At 51.2% G+C, this 25719-nt stretch carries 23 protein-coding genes and 3 pseudogenes; 11 read left to right on the top strand and 15 right to left on the bottom strand.

The genetic code is table 11. The features are described from left to right. Nucleotides 1-74: 74 nt before the first annotated feature. Nucleotides 75-1058, bottom strand: a complete 984-nt coding sequence (locus tag K7H21_RS15325; protein WP_154902011.1) for an alpha/beta hydrolase — start codon at nucleotides 1056-1058, stop codon at nucleotides 75-77. Nucleotides 1059-1362: 304 nt separating this feature from the next. On the opposite strand from K7H21_RS15325, the gene K7H21_RS15320 reads away from it, so the two are divergent. After that, nucleotides 1363-3057 carry a thiamine pyrophosphate-binding protein gene (locus K7H21_RS15320; protein WP_112165204.1) on the top strand — a complete coding sequence of 565 codons (1695 nt, stop codon included), beginning with the start codon at nucleotides 1363-1365 and terminating at the stop codon, nucleotides 3055-3057. Here the strand turns inward: K7H21_RS15320 and K7H21_RS15315 are convergent. The 3 genes and pseudogenes from K7H21_RS15315 to K7H21_RS15305 form a co-directional block, all read right to left on the bottom strand. Continuing rightward, a complete protein-coding gene (locus tag K7H21_RS15315; RefSeq protein WP_049078941.1) occupies nucleotides 3054-3974 on the bottom strand; it encodes a LysR family transcriptional regulator in 921 nt (306 codons plus the stop codon). The genes K7H21_RS15320 and K7H21_RS15315 overlap by 4 nt on opposite strands. 69 nt (nucleotides 3975-4043) lie before the next feature. After that, a pseudogene (locus K7H21_RS15310) lies at nucleotides 4044-4127 on the bottom strand (histidine phosphatase family protein); the annotation flags it as partial. 197 nt (nucleotides 4128-4324) lie between these two features. Further along, on the bottom strand, nucleotides 4325-5236 hold the full coding sequence (locus tag K7H21_RS15305; protein WP_004120988.1) for a LysR family transcriptional regulator: 912 nt from the start codon (nucleotides 5234-5236) through the stop codon (nucleotides 4325-4327). Nucleotides 5237-5332: 96 nt separating this feature from the next. Here K7H21_RS15305 and K7H21_RS15300 point away from each other — a divergent pair, with 96 nt between their 5' ends. Next, nucleotides 5333-6322: an NAD-dependent epimerase/dehydratase family protein gene (locus K7H21_RS15300; RefSeq protein WP_223035186.1), complete on the top strand. Its 990-nt coding sequence runs from the start codon at nucleotides 5333-5335 to the stop codon at nucleotides 6320-6322. A gap of 241 nt (nucleotides 6323-6563) precedes the next feature. On the opposite strand, the gene K7H21_RS15295 is transcribed toward K7H21_RS15300, so the two are convergent. The 4 genes and pseudogenes from K7H21_RS15295 to K7H21_RS15280 form a co-directional block, all read right to left on the bottom strand. After that, nucleotides 6564-8006 carry an IS1182 family transposase gene (locus K7H21_RS15295; RefSeq protein WP_022645573.1) on the bottom strand — a complete coding sequence of 481 codons (1443 nt, stop codon included), beginning with the start codon at nucleotides 8004-8006 and terminating at the stop codon, nucleotides 6564-6566. A gap of 182 nt (nucleotides 8007-8188) precedes the next feature. Next, on the bottom strand, nucleotides 8189-8392 hold the full coding sequence (locus K7H21_RS29220) for a hypothetical protein (RefSeq protein WP_235891344.1): 204 nt from the start codon (nucleotides 8390-8392) through the stop codon (nucleotides 8189-8191). A 15-nt stretch (nucleotides 8393-8407) separates the two neighbouring features. Then, nucleotides 8408-8932, bottom strand: a pseudogene (locus tag K7H21_RS15285) (SDR family NAD(P)-dependent oxidoreductase); the annotation flags it as partial. A 173-nt stretch (nucleotides 8933-9105) separates the two neighbouring features. Then, entirely contained in the window at nucleotides 9106-9783 is a 678-nt protein-coding gene (locus tag K7H21_RS15280) for an SOS response-associated peptidase (protein WP_123829311.1), read from the bottom strand. A gap of 277 nt (nucleotides 9784-10060) precedes the next feature. On the opposite strand from K7H21_RS15280, the pseudogene K7H21_RS15275 reads away from it, so the two are divergent. Next, nucleotides 10061-10306 (top strand): annotated as a pseudogene (locus tag K7H21_RS15275) (M3 family metallopeptidase); the annotation flags it as partial. 420 nt (nucleotides 10307-10726) lie between these two features. Here the strand turns inward: K7H21_RS15275 and K7H21_RS15270 are convergent. From K7H21_RS15270 to K7H21_RS15260, 3 genes are all read right to left on the bottom strand, one after another. Continuing rightward, nucleotides 10727-11338 carry a hypothetical protein gene (locus tag K7H21_RS15270; RefSeq protein WP_004119758.1) on the bottom strand — a complete coding sequence of 204 codons (612 nt, stop codon included), beginning with the start codon at nucleotides 11336-11338 and terminating at the stop codon, nucleotides 10727-10729. 325 nt (nucleotides 11339-11663) lie between these two features. Further along, complete coding sequence (locus K7H21_RS15265) at nucleotides 11664-12140, bottom strand: cold-shock protein (protein ID WP_004119760.1); 477 nt, start codon at nucleotides 12138-12140, stop codon at nucleotides 11664-11666. A 114-nt stretch (nucleotides 12141-12254) separates the two neighbouring features. Further along, complete coding sequence (locus K7H21_RS15260) at nucleotides 12255-12794, bottom strand: DUF2058 domain-containing protein (RefSeq protein WP_004119762.1); 540 nt, start codon at nucleotides 12792-12794, stop codon at nucleotides 12255-12257. A 163-nt stretch (nucleotides 12795-12957) separates the two neighbouring features. On the opposite strand from K7H21_RS15260, the gene K7H21_RS15255 reads away from it, so the two are divergent. Beyond that, a complete protein-coding gene (locus K7H21_RS15255; RefSeq protein WP_004119764.1) occupies nucleotides 12958-13269 on the top strand; it encodes a hypothetical protein in 312 nt (103 codons plus the stop codon). 61 nt (nucleotides 13270-13330) lie between these two features. Here K7H21_RS15255 and K7H21_RS15250 read toward each other — a convergent pair whose 3' ends face one another. Next, on the bottom strand, nucleotides 13331-13603 hold the full coding sequence (locus K7H21_RS15250) for an ElaB/YgaM/YqjD family protein (RefSeq protein WP_004136268.1): 273 nt from the start codon (nucleotides 13601-13603) through the stop codon (nucleotides 13331-13333). A gap of 381 nt (nucleotides 13604-13984) precedes the next feature. Between K7H21_RS15250 and K7H21_RS15245 the strand changes: the two genes are divergently transcribed. From K7H21_RS15245 to K7H21_RS15235, 3 genes are all read left to right on the top strand, one after another. Beyond that, entirely contained in the window at nucleotides 13985-14239 is a 255-nt protein-coding gene (locus K7H21_RS15245) for a hypothetical protein (RefSeq protein WP_004119770.1), read from the top strand. Nucleotides 14240-14267: 28 nt separating this feature from the next. Further along, nucleotides 14268-14528 carry a hypothetical protein gene (locus K7H21_RS15240; RefSeq protein WP_032742114.1) on the top strand — a complete coding sequence of 87 codons (261 nt, stop codon included), beginning with the start codon at nucleotides 14268-14270 and terminating at the stop codon, nucleotides 14526-14528. A gap of 102 nt (nucleotides 14529-14630) precedes the next feature. Then, on the top strand, nucleotides 14631-15719 hold the full coding sequence (locus tag K7H21_RS15235) for an AAA family ATPase (protein ID WP_004119778.1): 1089 nt from the start codon (nucleotides 14631-14633) through the stop codon (nucleotides 15717-15719). Between the two features lie 62 nt (nucleotides 15720-15781). On the opposite strand, the gene K7H21_RS15230 is transcribed toward K7H21_RS15235, so the two are convergent. Together K7H21_RS15230 and K7H21_RS15225 are read right to left on the bottom strand one after the other, a co-directional pair. Further along, nucleotides 15782-17032, bottom strand: coding sequence for an MFS transporter (locus K7H21_RS15230; protein WP_004119781.1), 1251 nt, complete (start codon nucleotides 17030-17032; stop codon nucleotides 15782-15784). A gap of 55 nt (nucleotides 17033-17087) precedes the next feature. Further along, entirely contained in the window at nucleotides 17088-20195 is a 3108-nt protein-coding gene (locus K7H21_RS15225) for a beta-galactosidase (protein WP_049123358.1), read from the bottom strand. A gap of 209 nt (nucleotides 20196-20404) precedes the next feature. Here K7H21_RS15225 and K7H21_RS15220 point away from each other — a divergent pair, with 209 nt between their 5' ends. The 3 genes from K7H21_RS15220 (at nucleotide 20405) to K7H21_RS15210 (ending at nucleotide 23662) form a co-directional block, all read left to right on the top strand. Then, a complete protein-coding gene (locus tag K7H21_RS15220) occupies nucleotides 20405-21475 on the top strand; it encodes a LacI family DNA-binding transcriptional regulator (protein WP_004119785.1) in 1071 nt (356 codons plus the stop codon). Between the two features lie 386 nt (nucleotides 21476-21861). Beyond that, nucleotides 21862-22296, top strand: a complete 435-nt coding sequence (locus tag K7H21_RS15215; RefSeq protein WP_004119786.1) for a GNAT family N-acetyltransferase — start codon at nucleotides 21862-21864, stop codon at nucleotides 22294-22296. Nucleotides 22297-22435: 139 nt separating this feature from the next. Next, entirely contained in the window at nucleotides 22436-23662 is a 1227-nt protein-coding gene (locus K7H21_RS15210; RefSeq protein ID WP_004119787.1) for a diguanylate phosphodiesterase, read from the top strand. Nucleotides 23663-23833: 171 nt separating this feature from the next. Here K7H21_RS15210 and iraP read toward each other — a convergent pair whose 3' ends face one another. Further along, nucleotides 23834-24145 (bottom strand): anti-adapter protein IraP, encoded by a 312-nt coding sequence (iraP, locus tag K7H21_RS15205; RefSeq protein WP_004119795.1) that lies wholly within the window; start codon nucleotides 24143-24145, stop codon nucleotides 23834-23836. A gap of 593 nt (nucleotides 24146-24738) precedes the next feature. On the opposite strand from iraP, the gene K7H21_RS15200 reads away from it, so the two are divergent. Beyond that, a complete protein-coding gene (locus tag K7H21_RS15200) occupies nucleotides 24739-25716 on the top strand; it encodes a DUF1852 domain-containing protein (protein WP_004119798.1) in 978 nt (325 codons plus the stop codon). Nucleotides 25717-25719 lie beyond the last annotated feature (3 nt).

Genomic DNA, 25719 nt, shown 5'->3' with positions numbered 1-25719 from the left:
TGAATGCTTTAAAGGATGCTGAACGCTTTAAAAGGACATCGTTTTTTTGCAGTACACAGGGACCAGAGCAGCTGTTACTTTTCGGGAAAAGGTGAGTTGTGGATGAGGAAATGCTTAATTGAGTCGATTAAACCGGGAGCTAAGGGGAGCGCTGGATCAGCGTATGAAGCGATATTCGCCTTGCTATCGTCCGAAGTCACCTCCTTCATAACATGGTTCATATCGGGCAGTATAATTAAGGACGCTTGAGGATTCGCGGCCTTAAGCAGTCTTGCATCCGTTTCTTCCACCTGAAGATCGCGTAGCCCTTGTAGCACTAACACGGGTTTGGAAATACGCGAAATGAGCTGACCCGGATTATATGAAAACGCATTGATCAAAAACCCCTGCACCCCAGGATTAAAGAGATTTTGCAGTGCTGGATGCATATTCGAAATATCTACCCGGCGCCGATGCTCGAGAGCATCAATGATCGGCAGTGCCTGCTTTAATAGCACTTCGTTTTCCGGATTAGCGTAAAGTTGCCCCCTCAACACCTCGCCCATCGGCCTCCCGGGCGTTGCAATAAGAACCACCCCGCACAGATCCTCTTCTTGAGCCGAGGCAAGGGCGACTACGCCTCCTTCGCTGTGTCCTAAAACCCAAATACAGGAAGCGTGCATCTGACGTCTAAGCACTTCTACCCAGGATCGAACGTCGTCAACATAGTCAGCGATCGTCACCGCATTGCCATCCTCTACGGCCATTGCGCTAGCGAACATTCCACGTTTGTCGATACGAAGCGTTGCAAAGCCTTTTGCCGCCAGACCTTCAGCAAGAAGTCGGTAAGGCGATGCATTCACACCAAGCGGGTTGTTTCCATCCCGATCGGTCGGCCCGGAGCCAGGAATGATAAGAACAACCGCGGTTGGTTTAGAATTTGGGGTGAGTAACGTACCCTTCAAAGGACCTTTCGGCCCAGCGGCCTCCAGGACAGTTTCGGAAAAGGTCACCGGCACTGCCGCCAGACTCACAAATGGGCAAGCGCTCAAAAGGGCAATGGAGGCGGCAGTATTCATCGGTGATATTCCTGTAAAACTCAGCGTGTCCGTTAATTTATATGATAAATAGGACCTGTTCTCCATTGATTAATACCTCAGCGGCGGTAGAAAAGTCCGATCCGGCACTGTGTTGAAGCGGCGCGGAGCCAGTTCTTCGACACAGAACACTTTACAATTCCTAATGGAAAACGAATGACTTTCCATACCTAAAAGGGTATGGCTGGGCATCATTATAGTATTGGAAAGGATGTCATACCTGTTATTAAGATTGAATCACCCGCCAGACAGGGCGAACGAATATGCAGATAGAGGTGATCATTCTATGAGTAACGCAATAACTAAAGTCCACAACGCCAATGCACGTCGTGGCGGTGATGTATTGTTAGAAGTTCTGGAAAGTGAAGGGGTGGAATATGTGTTTGGTAATCCAGGCACAACCGAACTGCCCTTCATGGATGCGCTGTTAAGAAAACCGTCAATTCAGTACGTGTTAGCTCTGCAGGAAGCGAGCGCAGTAGCCATGGCGGACGGTTATGCGCAGGCAGCAAAAAAACCAGGATTCCTGAATCTGCATACCGCCGGTGGTTTAGGCCACGGCATGGGAAACCTGTTGAATGCAAAATGTTCACAGACGCCACTCGTGGTGACAGCGGGGCAGCAGGATTTACGCCACACGACAGCCGATCCGCTATTGTTGGGTGATCTGGTGGGAATGGGTAAAACGTTCGCTAAATGGTCACAGGAGGTGACTCACGTTGACCAGCTACCGGTATTAGTTCGCCGGGCTTTCCACGATTCAGACGCTGCACCGAAAGGCTCCGTTTTCCTGTCGCTTCCGATGGATGTAATGGAGGCGATGAGTTCTATCGGGATCGGGGCGCCTTCTACTATTGACCGCAATGCAGTCGCGGGTTCGTTACCTTTGCTGGCAAGTAAGCTGGCGGCATTTACTCCAGGTAAAGTCGCACTGATTGCCGGCGACGAAATTTACCAAAGTGGAGCGGCCAGCGAGGTTGTTGCTCTTGCTGAGATGCTTGCCGCTGACGTATACGGTTCAACATGGCCAAACCGGATCCCCTACCCAACAGCACACCCTCTCTGGCGGGGCAACCTGTCCACTAAAGCGACGGAAATTAACAGAGCATTAGGCCAGTACGATGCTATTTTCGCACTTGGTGGTAAGTCGCTTATCACCATTCTTTATACAGAAGGTCAGGCAGTACCGGAGCAGTGTAAAGTGTTCCAGTTATCAGCCGATGCGGGCGACCTGGGACGCACCTACAGTAGTGAACTCTCAGTGGTTGGCGATATTAAATCATCGTTAATGGTGCTACTGCCCGAGCTGGAAAAAGTCACGGCAAACCATCGAAGTGATTATCAACGTCGTTTTGTAAGCGCGGTTAATGAGTTTGAATTGAGCAGAGATAGTCTGCTAGAGCAGGTTAAGGAACAACAATCTGCTACGGTAATTACGCCACTCGTGGCTGCCTTTGAGGCCGCAAGGGCGATCGGACCCGATGTGGCAATTGTTGACGAAGCGATTGCAACCAGCGGCTCGCTTCGTAAATCACTCAACAGTCCCCGCGCGGATCAATATGCCTTTTTACGCGGCGGTGGTCTGGGGTGGGGGATGCCTGCAGCTGTGGGCTATTCACTCGGTTTGGGAAGAGCGCCTGTGGTGTGCTTTGTGGGCGACGGCGCTGCGATGTACTCTCCTCAGGCTCTCTGGACGGCCGCACATGAAAAACTGCCGGTAACCTTTATTGTAATGAATAACACGGAATATAACGTATTGAAAAACTTCATGCGTTCACAGGCGGATTATACTTCGGCACAAACAGAACGCTTTATCGCAATGGATTTGGTTAATCCGGCAGTTGATTATCAGGCGCTGGGTGCATCGATGGGACTGGAAACCAGAAAAGTTCTTCGTGCCGGGGATATCGCCCCGGCAGTTGAGGCCGCACTGGCGAGTGGCAAACCTAATGTGATCGAAATCATTATCAGTAAAAGTTAATCATTAATCCGTTCGGCCTGCGGTGCATGCAGTTTATCCCTGATACTGCGGCACTGGTTCACAAAACCCGGTAAAGCCGGGTTTTTGTTCTTTGTCGACCACATCAGCATATTCTCCACCATATTCGGATTTTCCAGCCTCCGGTAAACTACACCACGCAATTGGGCATTCTCCATACTTGCGGGAATAAGCGCCACGCCAACGCCATGGGCCACAAAATTCATTACAGTCTGCTGTATGGAGGCTTCCAGTCCTATTTTCGGGCTAAATCCGGCCTTGAGGCACTGATGAAGGATGGAATCATAGAGCATCGGTGCACTCTGGCGCGGAACAGTGATGAATGGGTCATCACTGAGTGATTCAAGCCTGAAATGCTCGCTTTGAACCTGGGGGTGATTGGCAGGAAGGGCGGCGATTAGCGGCTCACGCAAGAGCACCAGTGAATGAATTCCCGGAGTGGCCGTCTCGGAGAAGCTGATTGCCGCGTCTAATCTGCCATCCTGTAATGCGGCGTGTAAATCAGAGGGGACCATCTCCTGAAAATGCAATTCCACATCAGAATAGGTATCCCGGTGCTGTATGGCAACATGAGGCACAACGCTATAGCTGGCATACATTGTTGCACCTAACTTCAGAACACCTTTCTGCCCTGATTCTACTGCCCGTACGTTATTACAAGCCTGCTCCAGCATTGCCAGCACCGCCTGGCAGTCCACCAGAAATTGCTCTCCGGCAAGGGTTAAACTGACACCTTTAGCGGCCCGGTTAAATAGCTTTGCACCGAGGATGGTTTCCAGCTGGGCAATTTGCCGGCTTAAGGGGGGCTGCGAAATATTGAGTTTATTGGCGGCTTTGCCGATGTTTCCGGTTTCAGCAACAGTGCAAAAGTTAATCAACTGATTAAGGGTCGGTTTCATGAGCATTCCTGAAGCAGGTTCATACCTTCTATGGTATCACTTGTTTGCAGGGCGGAGATGCACATGAAGTCGCAGGGTCAACGCACTATCACTCTGTCCCTGAATAATACCCTTCACATTCCACTCTGTTTCCGCGTGTCGAACAGGTATCACTTACATTATTAAAGGCCATGTATGTTATTGATTTAAATGCTACAGAACAAACATATCCCTTTAATATAGTGGTTTTTTTCTGCTCTGGCCGCAAACAGGAATAAGTGTGGCTGAATATTATTTTCAGTCTCATAAATGATGTATTGAAGGTCGTTAACAGACGGAGTTCGAACTAGCGGCCTTTTCTCCATGGCGATTCACTGTTCCTGTCTCTGGCCGATATATTCCCCTAATCCCTTTGCCAGAACATCGAAAACCAATTTGCAGCACAGACTATTACGCAGGTCTTCGTGCATGACGATCCAGGTATCAAGATAGAAAGAAAAGACATTCGGCAGTAACCTCTGCAATGGAATATAGCCATTGGCCAACTGCACCTGGCATATGCCAATGCCGGCACCGGCGCGAATAAGATTCAGCTGAGCCACGTCGCTGTCGGTGCGCATGGAAAAGGCATCGCGGCTTAGCTGAGGGAATTTTTCCAGGGCCTTACGGATGAAAGGCGTATCCTGATCAAAGCCAACCAGCGCATGGTTCAGCAAATCTTCGCTATTTTCAGGTGTGCCATGACGTGCGAGATAGGAAGTCGATGCGTGGAGACCGAGCTCAATGCGCCCAACGCGACGCGCAATAAGCTGCTCCTGTACTGGCGTAGTCATGCGTACAGCAATATCGGCTTCTCTGTGCAGTAAATCCTGAACCCGGTTCGACAGAACTAATTCAATCGTTATTTGTGGGTGAGACTTCCTGAGCCTGGCAATAAGCGGTGGCAGAACCTCAACGCCGATAACGTCACTTGCGGAGACGCGGACAACGCCACAAATGGACGCGCTGTTATGACTAAAGTTGGAGGCTGTACGCGCTAACGTATTCGCGGTGCTCTCCATCGCTTCGGCATGCACCCTCAGCGCCAGCGCCGTTTCAGTCGCCAGCAGGCCCGTCTGCGACCGCGTGAACAACACCTGGCCCAGAGCGGACTCCAGCGCAGCGATATGGCGTCCTGCCGTAGGCTGCGTAATCGAAAGCCTGCGTGATGCGCCGGAAAGCGAACCTTCCCTGAGCACAGCCAGAAATGTTCGGTACCACTCCCATGGGATAGATTTATTCATACAAATTTGTATAGCTGCCCTATAAAGATATGCAATTCCATTTAGCTCTGCCTGTACGTACGCTGTCAAGGTCAAATCAGCGAAGAGGCAGATATTATGGAAACCCGAGGCAAAGTACTGATACTTGGCGCAACCGGCGGTATCGGTGGTGAAACTGCTCGCCGGCTCATTCAGAAAAAATGGGACGTACGTGCACTAAAACGAGGACTTCATGGCAGTGAACAACGTGATGACATCCAGTGGATAGGGGGCGACGTTCTCGACCCGGACCAGGTCGCCGCGGCGGCGGCAGGCTGTAGCGCGATCGTTCATGCTGTCAATCCGCCCGGCTACAGAAACTGGGAGCATCTGGTGCTGCCTATGCTGTGCAACACGATCGGCGCAGCAGAACGAACCGGCGCCTTGATCGTGCTTCCCGGTACCGTTTACAACTATGGTCCTGACGCTTTTCCGCTAGTACGGGAAGATGCTCCGCAGATGCCGGTCACAAAGAAGGGAGCGATCAGGGTACAAATGGAGAACGAACTTGAGGCCTATTCGCAGCGGGGCGGGCGGGTATTAATCCTCCGTGCAGGGGATTTTTTTGGTCCACGCGCCGGTAATAACTGGTTTTCTCAAGGTTTGATTAAACCCGGCAAGCTGCCTGGCGTCATTAGCAATCCTGGTTCGCATGAAACGGGTCACCAGTGGGCTTATTTACCTGATGTAGCGGAAACGATAGCTGCGCTGCTAGAACGACGCGAGGAACTTGAGCCCTTTGCGCGCTTCCATATGCAAGGCCATTGGGATGCCGACGGCAGCGAAATGGTCAGTGCGATTCAACGCACTGCGGCGCGCTACGGCGGCGTTGCCAAAATACAATCATTTCCGTGGTGGTTCGCGTACCTGGCTGCGCCTTTCAACGCAACCTTACGCGAGCTTTTGGAGATGCGGTACCTGTGGCGCCAGTCGGTCCGCCTGGACAATACGAAACTGGTGAAATTTTTAGGTGCCGAGCCTCACACCCCTCTTGATGTAGCTGTCCATACGACGTTACAGGGCCAGGGTTGCATTGATCATACCGAGATACCTCGCACAACGGTATAGAGACGCGCCATGGTCGCTTCTGGCACGAAGCGGACAAGCTAACTGGGCTAAAGGTCCGCTATGAGCGCAGGCTGTGTGAAAACTCATAGCTTTGAGTAGCCAAAAAATATTTCTCATCTGTGTTTTGAGAATGCTGTTTAAGTTGACGAGTTAATCTGTGATTTTATTCGGGTGTTTCAGAGATTTTTATTGCGGGAAAGAGCCTAATATTTGTTTCTGGAGGATAAAACGGCCGGAACCGTTAGCCGTATTGTTCCTGAAGCTGAAATATCAATCCTGTAGTACCCCATATCGATATCATCCTTTTCAGGTTATAAGCCAATATATGTAGACTTATTTCCGTACTGACATTTTTAAATTTCCGCATCAGGAAGTGCGTTGCACCCATCCACATTTTAATTGTCCCAAACGGATGTTCTACCGTTTGCTTTCGCATGACTACCGCCTGAGGAAATGACTCAAGCCTCGCATGCATTTCTTCCATTTCAGCTTCATGAACCCAACGCCGTATACGCCTTGGATCGCGTTTCGATGTAGTGCACCTGGAGCGCTGGCTGCAATCGCGACAGGCAATATTGTTAAAGTATAAATGTTGCTCCAGTCCGTCCTCTATTGAGATAAATCGATTCTGAAGCTCATTGCCCATTGGGCATACATAAACATCTTTTTCCCTGTTATATCTGAATATTGAGCGATTATAGAGCCCCTTACGTTCAGCACCAGAGGTATCTCCTTTTGGCACTAACGCCACGGCTCCGCTATCCAGAACTGTTTTAATATCGCTGCGACTGTAATACCCTTTGTCGGCAAGTACTGTTATGTCCTTCCGGCCAACAGCTTTCTGAGCCAGTGTTGCTACTGAACCAAGTTGCCCATTATCTGTTGTGTTGGTAACTTTATGCGCAACAATCAAGTGGTTCTTCGTATCCACAGCTGTCTGAACGTTGTAGCAAACTTGCCGATTCATATTATTTGTTTTCATCAACCGGGAGTCAGGGTCGGTTAAAGAGAGTTGTTTATCTGGCTGTTGTGCGACTGCTTGTTGGATCTCCTGAAGCTCACGTAAACGCTTTTTTAGCCAGGCCAGTTTAGTGGCAGTTAACTTTGTGTTTGCATCTGGCTCAGTATTCTTGTCGGCTTCATCCAGCTTGTTTAAATAATAAGTAATACTTTGCTCAACGCGCTCAATATGGTCTTTGGCTTTCTGAGATGTGAAGTTGTTGGGTTTGCTGTTTACTGCTTTAAATTTGCTGCCGTCGATGGCAACAACGACATCAGTGAACATTTGCATTTGCCGGCACAGGCCAATAAAGGCCCTACAGGCATTCCTGATACCTTCACCGTTATCTTTTCTGAAGTCTGCAATGGTTTTAAAATCAGGCGTTAATCGTTCAAGTAACCACATCAGTTCAACGTTCCGATGGGCCTCTTTTTCCAGTCTGCGGGAGGACTGAATTCGGTTGAGATATCCGTAAATGTACAACTTCAGTAGGGTTGCAGGGTGATATCCGGGTCGTCCGGTTCGCTTTGCATCAACTCTTCTGAAACCAAGAGAATCGAGCTTTAGTCCATCAACAAAGATATCAACGACTCTGACGGGGTTATCTTCAGTGACAAAATCATCCAGTGCATCAGGGAGTAATGTCACCTGGTGCCTGCCTTGTCCTTGAATGTGATTGGCCATGTCGGTATCCGCAGTATTCATTCGTATATTTCTAATTTTAATGAAAAAGTCAGTTCGTCGCATGGGTTTATCAAGAATGGTTGATCATATGAAACCATCGCTTAGACCAAGAAGTGATCAGGAGTTTTCACACAGCCTGAGCGAGGAGCGGAAGTTGGCTACTCTGTTCAACGTCCCCAAATTCAGCCTTTATTTCCCAGCTTTTCGCGTGTAGGACCATCAAAATAGATGCTACTAATGTGGCAACTACGCGGTTGAGCCAACACAAAGCGAATTGTTTCCCAGACCGAGCGCCCATTCATTAAACGCTCCCCCATTTTGAATTGGTTATCGACAAACGTATCTAATCCTGTCAGTTCGAAATCTGGGGGATATAACCCAGTCACACGTATATTTTCTTCGGACAACTGGTGTGAGAGTTTAGTTGTAAACCCGCTAAGGCCGTGTTTACTGGCAAAAAATGCGGGATGCGCAATTGAATCTGTAAAATTCGGAATCCCACATGAAGATACAATTGATACTATATCCGCACTTTCTGAACGTCTTAAGCTGGGCAGCAATGCTTGAGTCAGTAGAATCGAACCTGTTAGTCCTGAGCTGACAGTATTGATAATTTCTGTGTCTGGTTGATCGTCTAACGTTCCGGATAACCACTGAGCAGCATTGAGGATTAAAATGTCTATGGGTTTATCTGAACTTAACAACTGTGAAGAAAACTGAGAAAGGGATTCAGGCTGGGTTAAATCACAGATATATCCTTTCGCAATTCCGCCTTCAGCCGAGATGATACTGCAAGTTTTTTGAATATCATTGGCACGCCTCGCGCAAAAATCGACCTCGACGCCTTCTCGTGCCAACCATACGCTCAGCGCCTGACCAAATCCCCCGCCACCACCGGTAATCACAGCCCTCTTACCTTTTAGCATCTTCATTCATCCTTTCTTAATGACTATGTGTGGATGTAGATATACATGAGGAGATGGATTGGTGTCTTTCAATTAGTGCCATTTTTAGATGACGGGTTGGATAAGCTGTACAGCAATCTTTTTAATAGCGTGCCAATCCGTCTGCTCCTGGCACATTTCGGCCGTTATCAAATCTATAGTCTTTTGATAGCCTCAATCAATTCAGGCCCCTGATTCTTCACGTTACCCACTGCGCGGGAAACCGGGTGCCATTTGAAATGATCTGCTGACAGAGCGCCATCAGCAATTATTTCCTCCGCCTCTTTCCCACCTACATCCTGCCGCATCCATTCTCGCGCAGCTTCCGGTACCAGGACGAGTGGCCGGCGGTCATGAATATCGACCAGACCCTGGTCGGCAGCTGCAGTCACTATCAAAAATCCTTCAGCTTCATCGCCGCGTTCAAAAGGTACGCTGCCGAGCGCCGCCATAAAAATGGGCTTGCCGTCTTTCCGGTAGATGAAGTAGGGCTGCTTCTTGTTGCCTTCCTTTTTCCATTCAAACCAACCATCAGCGAAACAGATAGCCCGGCCATGTTGCCATAGTGGCTTAAACATTCTGCTTGTCGCCGCGGTTTCTAAGCGAGCGTTAATGAGCGCTGGCTTATCCCACCACCCTGGTGCGTAACCCCAATGAACCGGATCGAGGTGCAGTTCTTCATTGCGTTCGCTCAGCAACAGAACTTTGGTTCCGGGGGCCACGTTGTAGCGTCCTATTGGCTCGGGATCAAAGGCGATATCCCGCTCGGCCTCTTCTGCAAGATAAGCCAGGTATTCTTCACGGGTTTGAGATTGAGCAAAGCGTCCGCACATGGCTACCTCCAGTCAGATGCCAGACTTAAAATTATAGGTCAGAAGCATAGAGTCATTACCTCATCCTTACAGGACACTATTTGATAGCTATCAGTATAAAAAATGAACTGATAAAGGTGCTAATCAGGCATTATTGAGAGAATGTCGTCCCCAAAACGATATGCAACTGACTGAATTGTATGAGATTCTATTTATGCTTAAATCAACGGAATTTTCATAATAAAAGGAAGTTAACTTTATGATTTTTATTGGTAAATGTACTCATTGAAAAGGATGCTTCTCGCATATTTTCGGCGGCGGCTATGCGGCAGGCTATTACGCCTATCTGTGGACGCAGATGCTGGCGGATGACGGCTACCAGTGGTTAGTTGAGCAGGGTGGTTTAACCGGTGCAAACGGCCAGCGCTTCCGCGAAGCGATTTTGTCTCGCGGCAATAGCACTGATTTAGCTGAACTTTATCGCCAGTGGCGCGGACACGATCCGCAGATTGAGCCGATGCTGGAAAACCGCGGGCTGAGTTAGTCGAGCGTTGTTTAGAGCAGAATAAGACCGGGCGCTGCGCCCGGTTTTTTGTACATTTTTTCCCGATAAGGAACGCTCAGATTCGTCAGGATTTGCGAGGTTATTCTGTAGAAGTGCCCGGGCACGCATTTGCATTTTTCGCTGCGGGTAAGGTTGCTCACCTGCGAACCGTATGCAAGAGCTGCAGATGAGCAATTTGCTATGGAGGCAGTACCATAGCAGCGAAATCTTATCCTCGCGCTGCGGGCATAACCATCAAACAGTTAAGCGCTGAGAATATTTAGGACTTACCTTACTCATGACATAAAGGCGTTACGTGGGCGATCAACATTGACAGAAGGAGCCTGGCGTAGGGAAGCGCTCGCCCCCTCAACTCGGCAAAACCTGTTTTTTGCGGGACAGTCATTAAGAGCGGATGGTTCAACATGATTTCTGCGCTAACGTTCCGCGAAAAGTGCAAAAATAGCCAATTGAGGCGATGAGACAAAGCATATAACCGAATGATTCGCAGCCTTCCTCTACGACGTTTTTTACCACCCGGACGTAGCCGTCACCGAGAATGGCCAGCCATAAGGTTTGCATGCCAAAGAGTCGGGAGAAGACCAGAATAGCCAACAGGCCGCTGATTAATAAGCCGTACCAGGGAGTACGGGTATATTGTGCCAGCTGGTGCAGGGTCTGACGATAATGAATGGCAGGATAAATTATGGCTAAAAGAGCTGCAATCAGCGCAAACCATACCCAGCTACCGTGAGCAATGAGATCAAAAAGGGCATCCAGTTCGCGAATTAGCATGGCAAGGAAAAACCCGCCAACAAGAATATTACAGTAGCGCATGGCTTTATACCGCTTCGCAAGCAGGAAATGAATAAAAACGATGACTGTTAAAACGGACTCTTGCACAATTTCGGTCAGTGATAGTTCTGAAATATTATAATCCCAAAAGTATATATCGACCCACAGGCTAAATACAACAAATGCGCTGGCGCAAGCCGCACCAAGAAAGGAGAGTAAGCTTTTAAATATAGTCATCAATATCACCAAATTTGTTTTTGGTTACGAGGATAAATGATGCAAATGTAAATGCTGTTCACTTTGTGCTGTATAATAACCTTGGTTTTAACACATGATGCGAATTAGCTTATTCTGGGATATTTCATTTACGGAGATAGCGCGATCGCGCGCAGGGGGGGGTATCAATATTGCGCTTAGCTCAGCGCTATAATTAATTTCGCCTCCTGGGTTTCTGCGTTACCTGTTAGCCATCGCCAGGCGGCGATACGGGGCAGGTGTTGAGAATAGGTTGGTCAAAAGCCCCAAACCGGGCGCAGAGCCCGGTTGGTTTCACTGAATGTTGTTACATTTTAAGCAGTTTTACCGTGGCCTCAATATCAATCTCATCTTCCGAGAAAATGAGGGTGCTCCCCTGGAAGGTGGTGATAGCCAGCTTTTTCACCGAGCGCATTTCGCCGGGTTTCGCGGCGGATTTTGGCCTGATATTTCCCATCAACAGGCCCACGGAGAGTACCGCATTCTCTTTATCAATGCGGGCATCGGCGGGCTCTTCCTCGCTGTATACCAGGAAAGATTTGATCGACGTAAGCTTAATTCGCTCGCCTGCAATATAAATATATTTGCTTTCCGGCAGGACTTTCACCGCGTAAGCTGATAGGCCCTTGTTGTTCGTGGTAGGTTCGAACGTGACAGCCGCATCTTTTTTAATCAGTTCAGGGTTGGCAACCTTAATCACATGAAAATAGCGATTATCGCCGTTTTCATCTTTGATAAATCCAAAACCTTTATCTTTAAACCATGTTGTGATCGTTCCGTTCATCGCCGTTACCGCCTGGTTAATCGTTTATCTACTCAATTTTTGCCGCGGGCAGTGTAAAGCACAATGCCCGCATAGACTACGCCTGAATCTCCGGTCTGCGGAGGCCCGGGTTGCTTACCACATCAAATCATCGGGAACTTTAAAATCAGCATACGGATCGTCTTCGTCCTGCTCTTCCGCACTCAGCGCGCTGTTTAAAACAATGCTGCTGGCGTCGCGCTGAGCGATTTTATCCGCTACGCTCGCCGGAATAATCGCGTATTGGCTCTCACCGCCATTATCACCAGCCAGACGGGCAATGGCGAGACGGCCGCTAATCAGCTGCGCCTGAGTCAGTTTATCCACGGCAATTTTTTTTATAAAATTGTTATCCGTGAAGTTAAAATCGATATTGCCTTTGGATATATCGATTTTATTCATTTCAATAAGCTGCTTAACTTGCGCTTTATATTCTCTCGATAGCGCCGCCTGCTTTTGCTGCTCGCTTAGCTGCTTATCACGCTCAAGCTGCGCTTTTTTATTCTCTTCCACCGCCTCTCTGGCTTCACGGGCCTGAACGCGGGATTTTTTCGCCGTTCTCTGGACTTTGGCCATTTTTTTGCTGGTCACGAGTCCGGCTTTTAGCATCTGCTCTTGTAAGGTGAGTTTTGTCATCTTGGTGTCTGAATCAGCTGAATAATGAGTGAGATTATACCTGCAAATGTCAGGTATGCACCATGCGGTATGATTTGCTTGTTATGAGGTGCATAAAAATTCACTTTTATTGGTGTTTATTTGCTATAAATGCACTTTGTTTAATTGATTATGGAGATTGGTGATGATTGTCAGAACCTGGCACGGCTGTGTTCCCGTGGCATTTGGCGATGCGTTTGCGCTTCATCTGCAGGCGACAGGCGTGCAGCATTCCCGTGGCGTTCCTGGCAATGCGGGGGCGTTTGTCAGGCGGGAAACGCAGGGGGAGTGGGAACACTTTTTTCTGGCCACGTACTGGAACAATCTGGATGCCGTCATCGCCTTTGCCGGTGAAGACTATCATGTGGCGGTGACCTACGCGGATGATGAGCGGTTTCAGCTGCTTTCCGACCCGTACGTTTTTCAGTTTGAGGTTGCTGACGTTGTGGCGATTTGAGTTGGCTTACGCATTGGCGTGCTTGAGAGACAAAAATTAAGGCCCAAAGGGCCTTATAGGGTTATTTCCTTCCCGCCAGCAAACCAATCACCAGCCCGATGGCGCCGGCCGCCAGTAGCCCGGTTAGGGGATTTTCCCTGACGCGTTCCGAGACCTCTGAAACAGCATCCGAAGCCTGAGCGGCGTATTTCCGGGCCGCGCCTTTCAGCTGATGCTTAGGCGAATCAACCGCATCACCAAATTGCTGCTGGGCTTCACCGGCAAATTCATTCACTTTATTACCGACTTTGTCGGCCAGATTCTGCGCGTCGTTTTCATAATCTTGTGATGACATGGGAGTCTCCTTTCGTTTGACTTATTAAAGTCTAGTGGCTGACCGGCGAAGTACCAATGCTCAGCCTGCGGTGAAGCCCACTCCAGGAATTTTCTACAACGTACGGGATATAAATCAGGCTGCTGTTTCGACCTCAAAAGCGCTAAGCAAATGGCGAAAAAGCCTGGCCAGAATGAGGAGGAGCCCCATTATTTCAATTGATTAAGTTAATTCCTGGATATAAGATCCGCCAGGCGCCGTTGTGGGAAAGGTAGCGATTCATAAATAAGAACTATTGATATTCACAATTCCTCTTTTTTCCTTCATCATTTGTCAGCTTTTGCTACTAATAATCAGCGCTTAGCGCAGCATAAGAAAGAAATTTTTTAACTCAAGGCCAGTATGAACTATAAGAATGTACTGAAGAACGCGTTATGGCTTGCCCCCCTGGCGATCCTGAGTCTGCAAACCCCTGCGTGGGCCGCAGATGTCAGCAAAACGGCGACCTGCCGGACGGCGCCGCCTGCGGTGGACAAAGACGGTGTGCCGTTACCACCCGTTGTGGGCAAAGAGGGCGCTCAGCCGGTCTCTGCTAAAGACAAGTCCGGCCACGGCGGCTCAACGGCCAACTGCCAGCCCAAGGCCATCGACAATTAATCATTGACCTCAACCCGGGAGGGACATGGTGCACCCGTTAATTAAGGTGATGCTGGTTGGAGGGAAGGGCGACGGCCTGATGGTTAGCGTTGCCGATAACGCGACGGAGATTTCCGTGACGCCTGCGCAGTACGGTGCGAAATCCGGCCAGCCGCTGAGCTACAGGATCGTGTCGCAAACCATTGATGATGAACGCTATTTTTTCGGCGTTTTCAACGAGAGCCATGAGGATACGGACAAACTTAAACGAGTGGCGCTAACCCGCGGTATGAAAAAATTCTTCAGTTGATCCAGTGCCGGGCGGCGATTCGTCGTCCGGTCGGGTCATATTTCGTTTTTCTTGTGCCTCCGATACCCTAGCGCAAAACGCTTTTCTCAGTTTCGGGAACCTATGATTAACCATATCCGGATAAAAAATTTCAGATCGGTCAGGGATATTGAGCTGGAACTCGGGGCGCTGAATATCGTCTTTGGCCCCAACGGCTGCGGTAAGTCCAATATCTATAAAGCCATCCACCTGTTAACCGCCTGCGCCGACGGGAAGTTTTCCGGCTATATCAGCGATGAAGGCGGTCTGGAAAATATCATGTGGTCTGGGCCGAGCGCGCCGACCGACCGCTTTCCGCGACGGTTGCAGATTGGCTGTCTGACCGATGAGTTTGACTACCAGCTGCAGGTGGGTTTTCCGGAAAAACTGCCTTATCCCACCCAGTTTCAGCTGGATCCGATCGTTAAAGAGGAGTCGATCTGGCTGGCGGGATTTTCCCGACGCCCGTCATCGCGTGTGCTGGAGCGTAAAAATCAGGCTGCGTTCCTGGTCGACGTCAACGGAGAGCGCAGCACCTTCACCGACGCAATTTACGAGAACGAATCGATTTTTGGCCAGCTGGGCGAGCCGCATCGCTTTCCGGAAGTCTCGCGGGTCAGGGAAACCATGCGCCGCTGGCGCTTTTATCACGAATTCAATATTGGCAGGCTCTCGCCGCTACGCCATCCGACGGTCGGCTATCGCTCGCCGGTGCTCGACAGCGATGGACACAACCTCGCCGCCGCCTTTCAAACCATCGTGGAAATCGGCGCGGAAGAGCTGCTGCACGAAATCCTCGGCGAAGCCTTTCCGGAGTGTACCTTCTACTGTGAAAACGAAAACTCGCGTTTCTCGGTAAAGATGCGCCGCAACGGCGTCTGGCGGCCTTTACTGGCGGCGGAGATGTCCGACGGCACCCTGCGCTTCCTGTGCCTGGCGGTGGCGTTGTTGAGCCCGCGTCCTCCGGCGTTTCTGGCCATTAACGAGCCGGAAAACAGCCTACATCGCCAGATGTTTCCCGCGCTGGCCCGGCTCATTGTTGAAGCTTCGCGCTATAGCCAAATCTGGTTAACCAGCCACTCCGCCGAGCTGGCGGAGCTAATTTCGTCCATGGCGCAAGCACGACTTTACGGCCTGGAAAATCGCGACGGGGAAACGCGGATCGCCGACTAGCGGCACGGGCCTAGTCCGGCCCGGAAACGAATCGCCGCCGGAGGCTCTCCAGCGGCCTGGTTTTATGCCGTGGCCGGCAGCAGCGTTTTGCTGCCTTTCAGGGTAAACAGCGAAATAACGGTAAAGCTCAGGGTAATACAGCCCAGGATCAGATAAGCCTGATGGAAGCCGACGGTATCATACATCCGTCCTACCCACGCTGAGAGCACCACGCCTGAAAGCTGTTTCGATAAATTAAAGCCGATCAGGAACAGCGTCGCCGAGAGTTTGGGGTTAAATGCCGAGGAGATATATTTAAAGGTGCCGACCAGCAGGAACGGGATCTCAAACATATGCAGCATTTTCAATATAATCACTTCCACTGCTGAGGTAGCGAAAGACGAGCCTAAAATGCGGACTGACATAATCAACCCGGCAATTAACAGGGCATTCTTGGCGCCAATTCGGTTAATAATCGCCGGCGCGCAGAACATGATCAGCGCATTGAGTAATTCCCCACCGGTGGTCACGAAGCCAAAGACTTCGGTTCCGCGCTGCGGGCTGGAGAAGAAACCTTTAAAAAAGTTGGCGAACTGCTGGTCGAAAACGTCATAGACGCTGGCGACGCCAACCACATAAATAATAAAGCCCCAGAAGCGCGGCATCCGCAAAAGCTCTGCGGCGGTACGCATTGAGAAGGCCTGACGGTTGGCGCCCAGGGCGTCAATAACCTCAGCGCTATTGCTGCTCTCCGGTTTTGAAACCCACAGCAGCACGCCGAGGATCAGCGCGAAACCTGAGGCGATCCAGAAGGTAATATTGGGGTCGATACTAAACAAAATACCGGTGATGGAGGCGCACAGCGCCCAGCCGACGCAGCCGGAGACGCGCACTTTACCATATTCAAAACGGTTGGCGCGGCTGACGCGTTCTATATAGGCTTCTACCGCCCCGGAGCCGCTGGAGAAAACGATCCCCAGATATACACCGCCCACCAGCGCGCCCGCGATGATATTCATCTGCAGCAACGGCGAGAAAACAAAAATAAAGAAGGGGGCAAACAGGATTAATAAAATCGTAATCGTCCACAGCAGATGCTTGCGCAGACCGAGCTTATCGGAAATCAGGCCAAATACCGGCTGAAAAATTATGGCGAATAGCGAAATGGAGGAGAAGACAATCCCCGTCTCGGTTTTGGTTAAATGGTTAACTTCCGCCAGCCACACCGGGAAAAAGGGAAAGTAGGCTGACATAATGAAATAGTAGAAGAAAAAGAACAGCATGAAATAAATAAAGTTATGCCGTTCTCGTGGCGCGAGTTCAGAGAGTTTCATTGTAAATATTCCATATTATTATGCCTGTAAGGTTGGGGGCTTTCGCCCCCGATTATTATTGGAAGTGAATCGTTAACTGATAGTGCCATTGTCTTTCAAGCAGCAGCCACTGTTGCAGCACGCTGGGTGTCCAGGAGTCGTCGCCGCCGATGCCCATGTGTTGAGCATCGAGCGCAATCCAGACGCCGTTTTCCGGCTTCATCCTGTGCCAATGATCGGTCTCCATTAACTGCGCGGTGCTATAGGGCTGTACGGAGAAGTGGAAATCGCCCGCGACGTGCCAGCGCCCCCAGTCCAGCGCTTTGTTATCACAGCGCAGGCCGTTTTCCGTCGGGAAAATGTAAGGAGTCGTCATCTCTTCCAGCGGCAGCTGCCAGCGGGAGAAACAGGCGCTGGTGCGGCGATCCGGGTAGTTCTCGTGCGGGCCGTAGCCCAGCCAGCAGACCGGCTGCTGCTGGTCGGGAACCTGGAACGTCAGCCCGATGCGCGGTAGCGGCGGCAGGGTGCCCGCGCGTTCGCCATCGACCGCCAGGTGCAGCTTGCCTTCGCTATCAAACGTCATCCGCCAGTGGCTAACAATCACCACTTCATCGCCGCGCAGATAGTGCCAGCGGCAATCGATAACCACTTCATGGGCCAGACGCTGCGCGTCGCACGCCACGCAGCGAGCGCTGAGGCCGTACAGCCCGGCGCTTTTCCAGCGTTCGACCCAGGCGTTGGGGTCGATGCGCTCCACTTCGCTGACGCCAATATCGTTATCCAGCGGCGCGCGCACAAACTGATCGCGCAGCGGTGTCAGCAGCTGTTCCACGCCGTCCACCTGCCACCGGGTTAACAGACCGCTTTCCCGGTCGACCGTCCACTGCTGCGAACCGCTGCGCACCGTCCAGGCGGCGTCGCTGCCCTCCAGCGCTGGCGCCGTGCCGGTAGGGGCAGGGCTACGCAGCGCCAGCGGGGCGGCGAGCGGGAACTGCTGCCAGGCGACGCGATGCCCGGCGTCGGACCAGGCGGTGGCCTGCGGCTGGACGACCTCCAGGGTTAGCCACACTTCTTCGGCGCCGGCGGGCAGCGCCAGCGTATCGCACAGGGTCAGTTCGCACTGGCCTTCAGGGCTAAGCTCAAGCTTCACTTGACCCTCGGCAAAGGTTTCTCCGGCGGCCTGAACCTGCCAGCGCAGTTCTTCGTTATCGGTGGCGCGGAACAGATATTCGCTGCTGACGCCGATCCGCAGCGGGGATTGCGCGAGCAGGGTAAACTGGAAATACTGCTGCGCGTGTTTGGCCTCAATTAATGAAGGATGCGGGCGGCGGTCAGGGAAGACCAGGCCGTTCATACAGAACTGACGATCGTTCGGTTTATCGCCAAAATCACCGCCGTAGGCATAGCCAACGCTTCCGTCGTCGAAGGTTTTGCTGATGGCCTGATCCGCCCAGTCCCAGATAAAACCGCCCTGCAGGCGCGGATAGTCGCGAAAGGCCTGCCAGTAATCGGCAAAATTGCCGAGGCTGTTGCCCATCGCGTGGGCGTATTCGCAGAGGATCAGCGGTCGCTGCTCGCCCGGCATACTGATCCACTTTTTGATCCCCCATTTTGGCACCGTTGGAATCAGCTGGTCGCGCTCAACGCGAGCGTACATCGGGCAGATAATATCGGTGGTGGTGCTGTCGGCGCCGCCGCCTTCATACTGCACCGGGCGGGAAGGGTCGTTGCGCTTCAGCCAGTGATACATCGCTTCATGGTTGCCGCCGCCGCCGGATTCATTTCCCAGCGACCAGATAATAATCGACGGGTGGTTGCGGTTGCTTTGCAGCATTCGGCTGACGCGGGCGCTGAAGGCCGGGAGCCAGGCCGGATCGTCGGAAAGACGATTCATCGGCACCATGCCGTGGGTTTCAATATTAGCTTCGTCAACGACGTACAGGCCATAGCGGTTGCACAGCTCATACCAGCGCGAAGCGTTTGGATAGTGCGAGCAGCGCACGGCGTTGAAGTTGTTCTGCTTCATCAGCAGAATGTCCTGCACCATGTCCTCTTCGGTCACCACCTGGCCGCGCTGGTGGTGATGCTCGTGGCGGTTGACGCCGCGGATCAGCAGCGGTTTGCCGTTCAACAGCAGCAGGCCGTTTTTGATTTCAACGCGGCGAAAGCCGATATCCCAGGCTTCCGCCTCGATCGTTTCATCGCCGCGCCACAGGGAGACGACCGCCCGATAGCAGTTTGGCGTTTCCGCGCTCCACAGCGCCGGTTTTTCTACCGGCAGACGAATCGCCGCGCGTTCGGCATAGTTTCCGCGCTCATCGATAATCGGCGAACCCGGCGACTGGCGGTGGCTGGCGACCAGACGATCCTCATCCCACAGCTCAACCTTCACCGTCAGCTCTTCCAGCTGCGTGACCGGCGCGGCAACGCTTAAGTTCACCAGCAGCTCGGCGTCGCGGTAAAGCGCATCGAGCTGCGGCGTGAGCTGAACGTCGCTGAGGTGCAGGGTCGGTTTGTTCAGCAGCCAGACCGAGCGAAAGATCCCGCTCATGCGCCACATATCCTGATCTTCAAGCCAGGTTCCCGCGCTCCAGCGCATTACCATCACGCAGATGCGGTTATCGCCGGGCTGAAGGAATGGCGAGAGATCGAAGGCAGCGGGCAGGCGGCTGTCCTGCGAGTAGCCGACCCATTCGCCGTTGCACCACAGATGAAAAGCTGAATTAACGCCGTCGAAGATAATCTGCGTCTGGCCGTTGGCCTGCCAGCCCTCATCAACGCTGAACGTCAGCGAGTAGCAGCCGGTCGGGTTCTCCTCAGGCACGCGCGGCGGCGTAGTATCGATAGGGTAGCGAACGTTGGTGTAGATTGGGGCGTCGTAGCCTTCCATCTGCCAGTTTGATGGCACTGGCGTACTGCGGCTGTCCGGCAGCTCGTCTTCCAGCCAGCGGGCATCCACCGCAAACGGGCTGCGGGCAAGGGAAAACTGCCACTGGCCGTCAAGCCGGCGACGAGACGCCGAAGGCCGGTTGTCCCGCGCCGCGTCGGTATCGCGCCAGCTGGCGAACGTCGGGTGGGCCGGTAAACGGTTGAGATGGGTAATGGTCTGGTTTTGCCAGTCTTCGCGGGCGAGAACCTGATGAAACGTCGCTCCTGCGGCGGAGATTGAGTCATGTTGTTGCATACGCATACCTGACGGATAAGTGAGAAAAATGTCATTCGCTAGACAATATAAATTTGTTATCAGTTATTTTCGTCAAGGCCGCAATATTGGCGAAAATGAAACCTACTGGCGATCACGAAAAGCTGGAAAAAGGGCTGATTTTTGTCGTCCTTTAAACATAAAATGTTAGCGGACGACATTGAGGGTTCAAAATAGGGAAGGAGCGCGCTATGCAGCGTCGATCGGCAACGCTAGAAGATGTGGCCCGCGAGGCCGGGGTATCCCAGCAGACGGTCTCCCGAGTGCTGAATAATCCGGACGTGGTGTCTGAAAGAACCCGCGATAAAGTGATCCGCGCAATGCAGGCGCTGCGCTATGTACCGAACCGTTCTGCGCAGCTGCTGGCGGGGAAATCCGCGCCGTCAATTGGCCTGATTACCGCCTCGCTAACGCTGCACGCGCCTTCGCAAATCGCCGCGGCGGTGAAAAGCTATGCGGGTTTGCATCAGCTTGAAGTTTCAATTGCGATGCCGGTGCAGATCGATTATCCGTCGCTTCAGGCCAGGCTCAATGAGTTTCGCGCCCAGCATATCCGCGGCGCGATTATCAGCCTGCCGCTGGAAAGCAGTCTCGCGGAGCGGCTGGTGGCGGAGAATCCCGACATTGCCTGCCTGTTTCTTGACGTCTCGCCGGAGGCCGACGTTTGCAGCGTGCGTTTCGATCACCGCGACGGCTGCGGCGCCTGCGTGCGTCATCTCTGGGACGCCGGGCACCGCGAGTTCGGCCTGCTTGCCGGGCCGGAAAGTTCGATTTCCGCGCGTATGCGCCTGAGCAGTTGGCGCGAGGCGCTGCACCGGCTGGGGGTCAGTAATGCGGTGACGGTGTTTGGCGACTGGAGCGCCGCCAGCGGCTGGCACAAAACTTTTGAGCTGCTGCATCACCATCCGCGCCTCAGCGCCATCGTGGTGGCTAACGATCAGATGGCGCTTGGGGTGCTGAGCGCGCTGGCGCAGCTTAACCGCACCGGCAGCCAGGCTATCTCGGTCACCGGCTATGACGATACGGCGGACAGTCTCTATTTCCAGCCGCCGCTGACCACCGTCGCTCAGGATTTTAATGTTCTCGGGAAACGGGCGGTCGAGCTGCTTATCAAGCTCATGGCCGCTCCGCAGATAAAAATTCGCGAGCTGCTGCCGACGCGTCTGATTATCCGCCATTCCACCTGGCCCTATGCGGGAGATGAGGAGAGGGAGAAAGGCGAGCTCATTGCGCAGCTTAAAGCGCTGGTGGAAAAGCTCTAAGCAACGGGCCGTTTAGCTTTCATTGATGTTGCGTGTGATAGTTTATGGAACAAACGTACTCAGGGGATTTATCCACTGAACGTAAAAATGCAAAACACAATCTATCCATGCAAGCATTTATTCACCGCCAGTCACATGGCGGTTTTTTTTGGCCTTTTTTTGCCAATGGGAAATGACATTATTTTATTTTATTCTGCTTATTGCGCGTTAAATCGGCTGAATAAAGTATAAACGCATTGTTTTTGCGGCCGTGTGTTAAAAGGTTTTCCGGGGCTATAGTTTCTGAACCAGCACAAAATACTGTAGAGCATGAGGCGACAGGACGCTCTTCTTTTAGCGCCATTCGGCTATGCTGAAAGCCAATAGCAGCGAGTAAAGGCAAGGTCATGATGATATTAAAAGGAAAAGAGCACGTTGACTCGGTTGACTGGCAGACGGTGGCGGAGACCATCGCCGCCGCAGGGCTTAATCAGCGGGACGTTGCGCTGGTTGAACGCGCGTTTCGTCATAGTACCTTTTGCTGGTTCGGCTATGAAAACGGTCAGCTCATTGCCGTTGCCCGGGCGATTAGCGACCTGACCTGGTGTAGCTATCTGGCGGATGTCGCGGTGCACCCGCGCTGCCAGGGTAAAGGATACGGCCAGCAGCTGATGCGGGCGGTCAGCGATGAGCTGCGGCCGTATGGCAAAACCTTTATCTACTCGGTAGTGGATAAAATAGATTTCTATCGCCGCTTCGGTTTTGAATTGCTGGCGACGGGCATGGTATGCGCCAGCGAAGAGACGATAGCGCGTATGCGCGAGCAGGGATTTGTTGGCTAGCAAACACCACCTAAAAAAATGCATTTACCAAACCTTGGTCGGCTATAGCGGGTCCAGTAAATTATGACAGATAGCCTGGGTTAAAAGGGTAAACTGTGTTACACAGTCTCATTCTCCTGGCAAAAATCTGGATGGGATTATGCTGACAACTCTGATTTACAGAAGTCAGATGCATTTAACACAAGAAACCGATCTCACACTGCTGGTTGAAAAAGCGAATGCTGAGAATGCAGCTCGCGGGATTACGGGCATACTTCTTTTAAAAGATAATGTTTACCTTCAGATACTTGAGGGGGATGAGTGCGTGCTTGAGCAGCTATTCAGCAAGATCAAGCAAGACGATCGCCACTATCAGGTTGTCGAGCTGATGCGTGATTACGCGCCGCGCCGGCGCTTTGAAAACGTAGGGATGATGTTTTTTGACCTGAATAAACGGCAAACCGCTGACGTCCTGACAAAGGTGCGCCAGCTTAGCCAACTGAAAGGTTATCTTTCCACCGAAGAGCGCGTTTATAAATTTATCCATACTTTTATCAGCCAAAGAAGGACTGCCGCGCCGTCACCCTTTTTACGGCCTGACAAATGGTCGCTTCATTCGCGTAAACATGCATTTCATGCGCCGCAAGAATCGTTTTTTGCCGGTCAATGCTGTCAGTTTGCTTTCCAGCCCATTATCGAACCGTTGGCAGGGAATATCACTTCGCTTGAAGCGCTTATTCGTGATAAAGAGGGCGGTAGTCCCGCCAATTTCTTTGCCTCGATTCCGCCAGAGAAACGTTATGAAGTTGATCTCAAAGCGAAGTCAGTTGCCTTTGCCCTGGCGAAAGAAATCAATATTGGCGACCATAAAATATCCATTAATATCCTTCCGATGTCGCTGGTTGTTATTCCTGATGCCATTGAATACCTGTTGCAGGAAATAAAAAAACAGGGACTGGTACCCGAACAGGTGATCGTTGAGGTGACGGAAGATGAAATGATCTCCGGTTTTAGCCAGTTCAGCAGCGCGATAAAAAAACTGCGCGTCTCTGGTATGGGGCTGGCAATTGATGACTTTGGCGCCGGTTATGCAGGGCTCTCGTTGTTGACAAAAATTCAGCCTGATAAAGTTAAAATCGACCGCGAGATTATTTCCGACATCCATCAGAGCGGCCCTAAACAGGCGGTGGTCAGATCGATCATCAACTGCTGCCGTGAACTTGAGATTGCCGTGGTTGCTGAAGGCATAGAGCGGATAGAGGAGTGGTGCTGGCTCGAATCTGCAGGTATCAAACGTTTCCAGGGCTTTTTATTTGCCATGCCGAAAGTCAACGGCGTCGGTGATATACGCTGGCCTAAGGAAAAAGTGAAGCCTGATATGCCTTAATATACTGAGCGGTTTGCTTCCAGCAGCAGCGCAGGCGAGTAGAAATTGAGTATTCAGCCTGGATCGTCCCTATTTTCTGCAGCTGAACCGGCCAAGAGTTGATGATGGCCGGTAAGCTCATGAATAACTGCAAGCTCTGCCTATTCCCAATCTAAAACAAACTGACCTTTGTTAATCATCGATCCTGTCATGACTGATTTCATCTTCGTGGGTGTTTATCAACTGCGTAAGCGCTATTTGTTCCTGAAACTTGGTCAGAAGCAGTTCTGCGTCCGTCTTCAGAACGTCTTCAGATGATTCCAGTACCGAATTTATCGCTTTCGTTACGTTGCTAACTAATTCCGCGACGCCGCCTTCCTTGCCGATAGCAAGCATCAGAGCGCTAATGAGCAAAGACTGCGCCTCGACCTGGGCAGCAAGCTGCTTACTTTCGGCATCCATGGCGGAAATTTTAGCAATTATGCTGAGAATGACATTATTCATTGTATCCCTCAAATCGATCAGTTAGAGCGGGTTGTTGATGGCTATCTTCGATGTCGATAGTCCGAAATAACCATAGGACATCAATATGCCAGAAAAAATATCGGTAGCGATAGTCAGGTTTTAGACATCAGCAAAGTTAAGCATGAAAACGCGCCGGTCCCTCTTCCATTTTTCCTCCAGCGGTCGCGCCCGACAGCGCGTAAGGGAGCATGAAGAGAGCGGTGTTGAAAAGAAAGACGGCAGACTTGACGTCGTGTTAAGCCTGGCCGACCTCTGATGTTTCTTACTTCAGCATCAACTCATACCGGACGAACCGGAAAATTTTAGGATGTTTGGCCGTGAGGACAGACGCGTTTGCAAGAGCGGCTATCGCTTAGCATCGAGGTACAGCATGGTCTGACGCCCGACCATGAATATGGCTCATGTTGTAATGAAATTAACTCGCTTTTACTCATCTAATGACTCTGGCATAACATGCTGTATTCGATATAGATAATATGAAGATAAAGACTGCTTATGGAAGCATGCGGTAGCCTGCAACCATCAGAAAGGACAGCGGTTTTTTATCTCAGGACTTAGGATGCACATCTGCGATGAATCAACAATTTACATATACTATTAAACGCACTCTCTTTGATGAAAACTATAACCCCTCTGAAAATACGCGTATTACAACCAACTTTGCTAATTTAGCCAGAGGGGAAAATCGCCGGGAGAATCTGCGCAATACGTTAGCCATGATAAACAACCGTTTCAACAACCTGGCGCATTGGGATAACCCCAAAGGCGATCGCTACGCGGTTGAGCTGGAAATTATTTCAGCCGAAATGAAGTTCAACGCCACTGGCGATACTTTTCCGGTAATTGAAATATTGCAAACCAGCATTATTGACAAAAAAACGGATAAACGCATTGACGGTATTGTCGGCAACAATTTCTCCTCGTACGTTCGTGATTACGACTTTAGCGTAGTGCTGTTGGAACATAATAAAGGGCGCGCAGGTTTTAGCATTCCCGAGGGGTTTGGCGATTTACACGGCAATATATTTAAACATTTCGTCAATTCAGCGCAGTACAAGGCCAATTTCAAAAAAACACCGGTCATCTGCCTTAGCGTCTCCAGCAAAGACATCTATCACCAGACCGGAAATCAACACCCGGTGCTGGGCCTCGAATACCGGCCTGCCGCCTCATCGTTGACTGAGCAATATTTTGGCAAAATGGGCCTACAGGTTCGTTATTTTATGCCGAAAAACAGCGTCGCGCCTCTGGCATTTTATTTTTCGGGGGATTTGCTGAGCGATTATACGAGTCTTGAGCTGATTAGCACCATTAGCACGATGGAGACGTTCCAGAAAATATACCGCCCTGAGATCTACAATGCGAACTCTGCCGCAGGGCTCTGCTACCAGCCCGATCTGCATCATCAGGACCATTCGCTAACAAAAATTGTTTACGATCGTGAAGAGCGCAGCCACTTGGCTGTAGAGCAGGGGAAGTTTACCGAAGAGCACTTTATTAAACCGAACAAAAATATTCTGCAGCAATGGTCTGCTCATTACGCTCTTTAAGAC

Origin of the sequence: Klebsiella sp. CTHL.F3a (assembly GCF_019890895.1) — a bacterium.
GTDB classification, from domain to species: domain Bacteria; phylum Pseudomonadota; class Gammaproteobacteria; order Enterobacterales; family Enterobacteriaceae; genus Klebsiella; species Klebsiella grimontii.
Note: the sequence above shows the minus strand (reverse complement) of the source record. Positions and strands in the feature narration are given on the sequence as shown.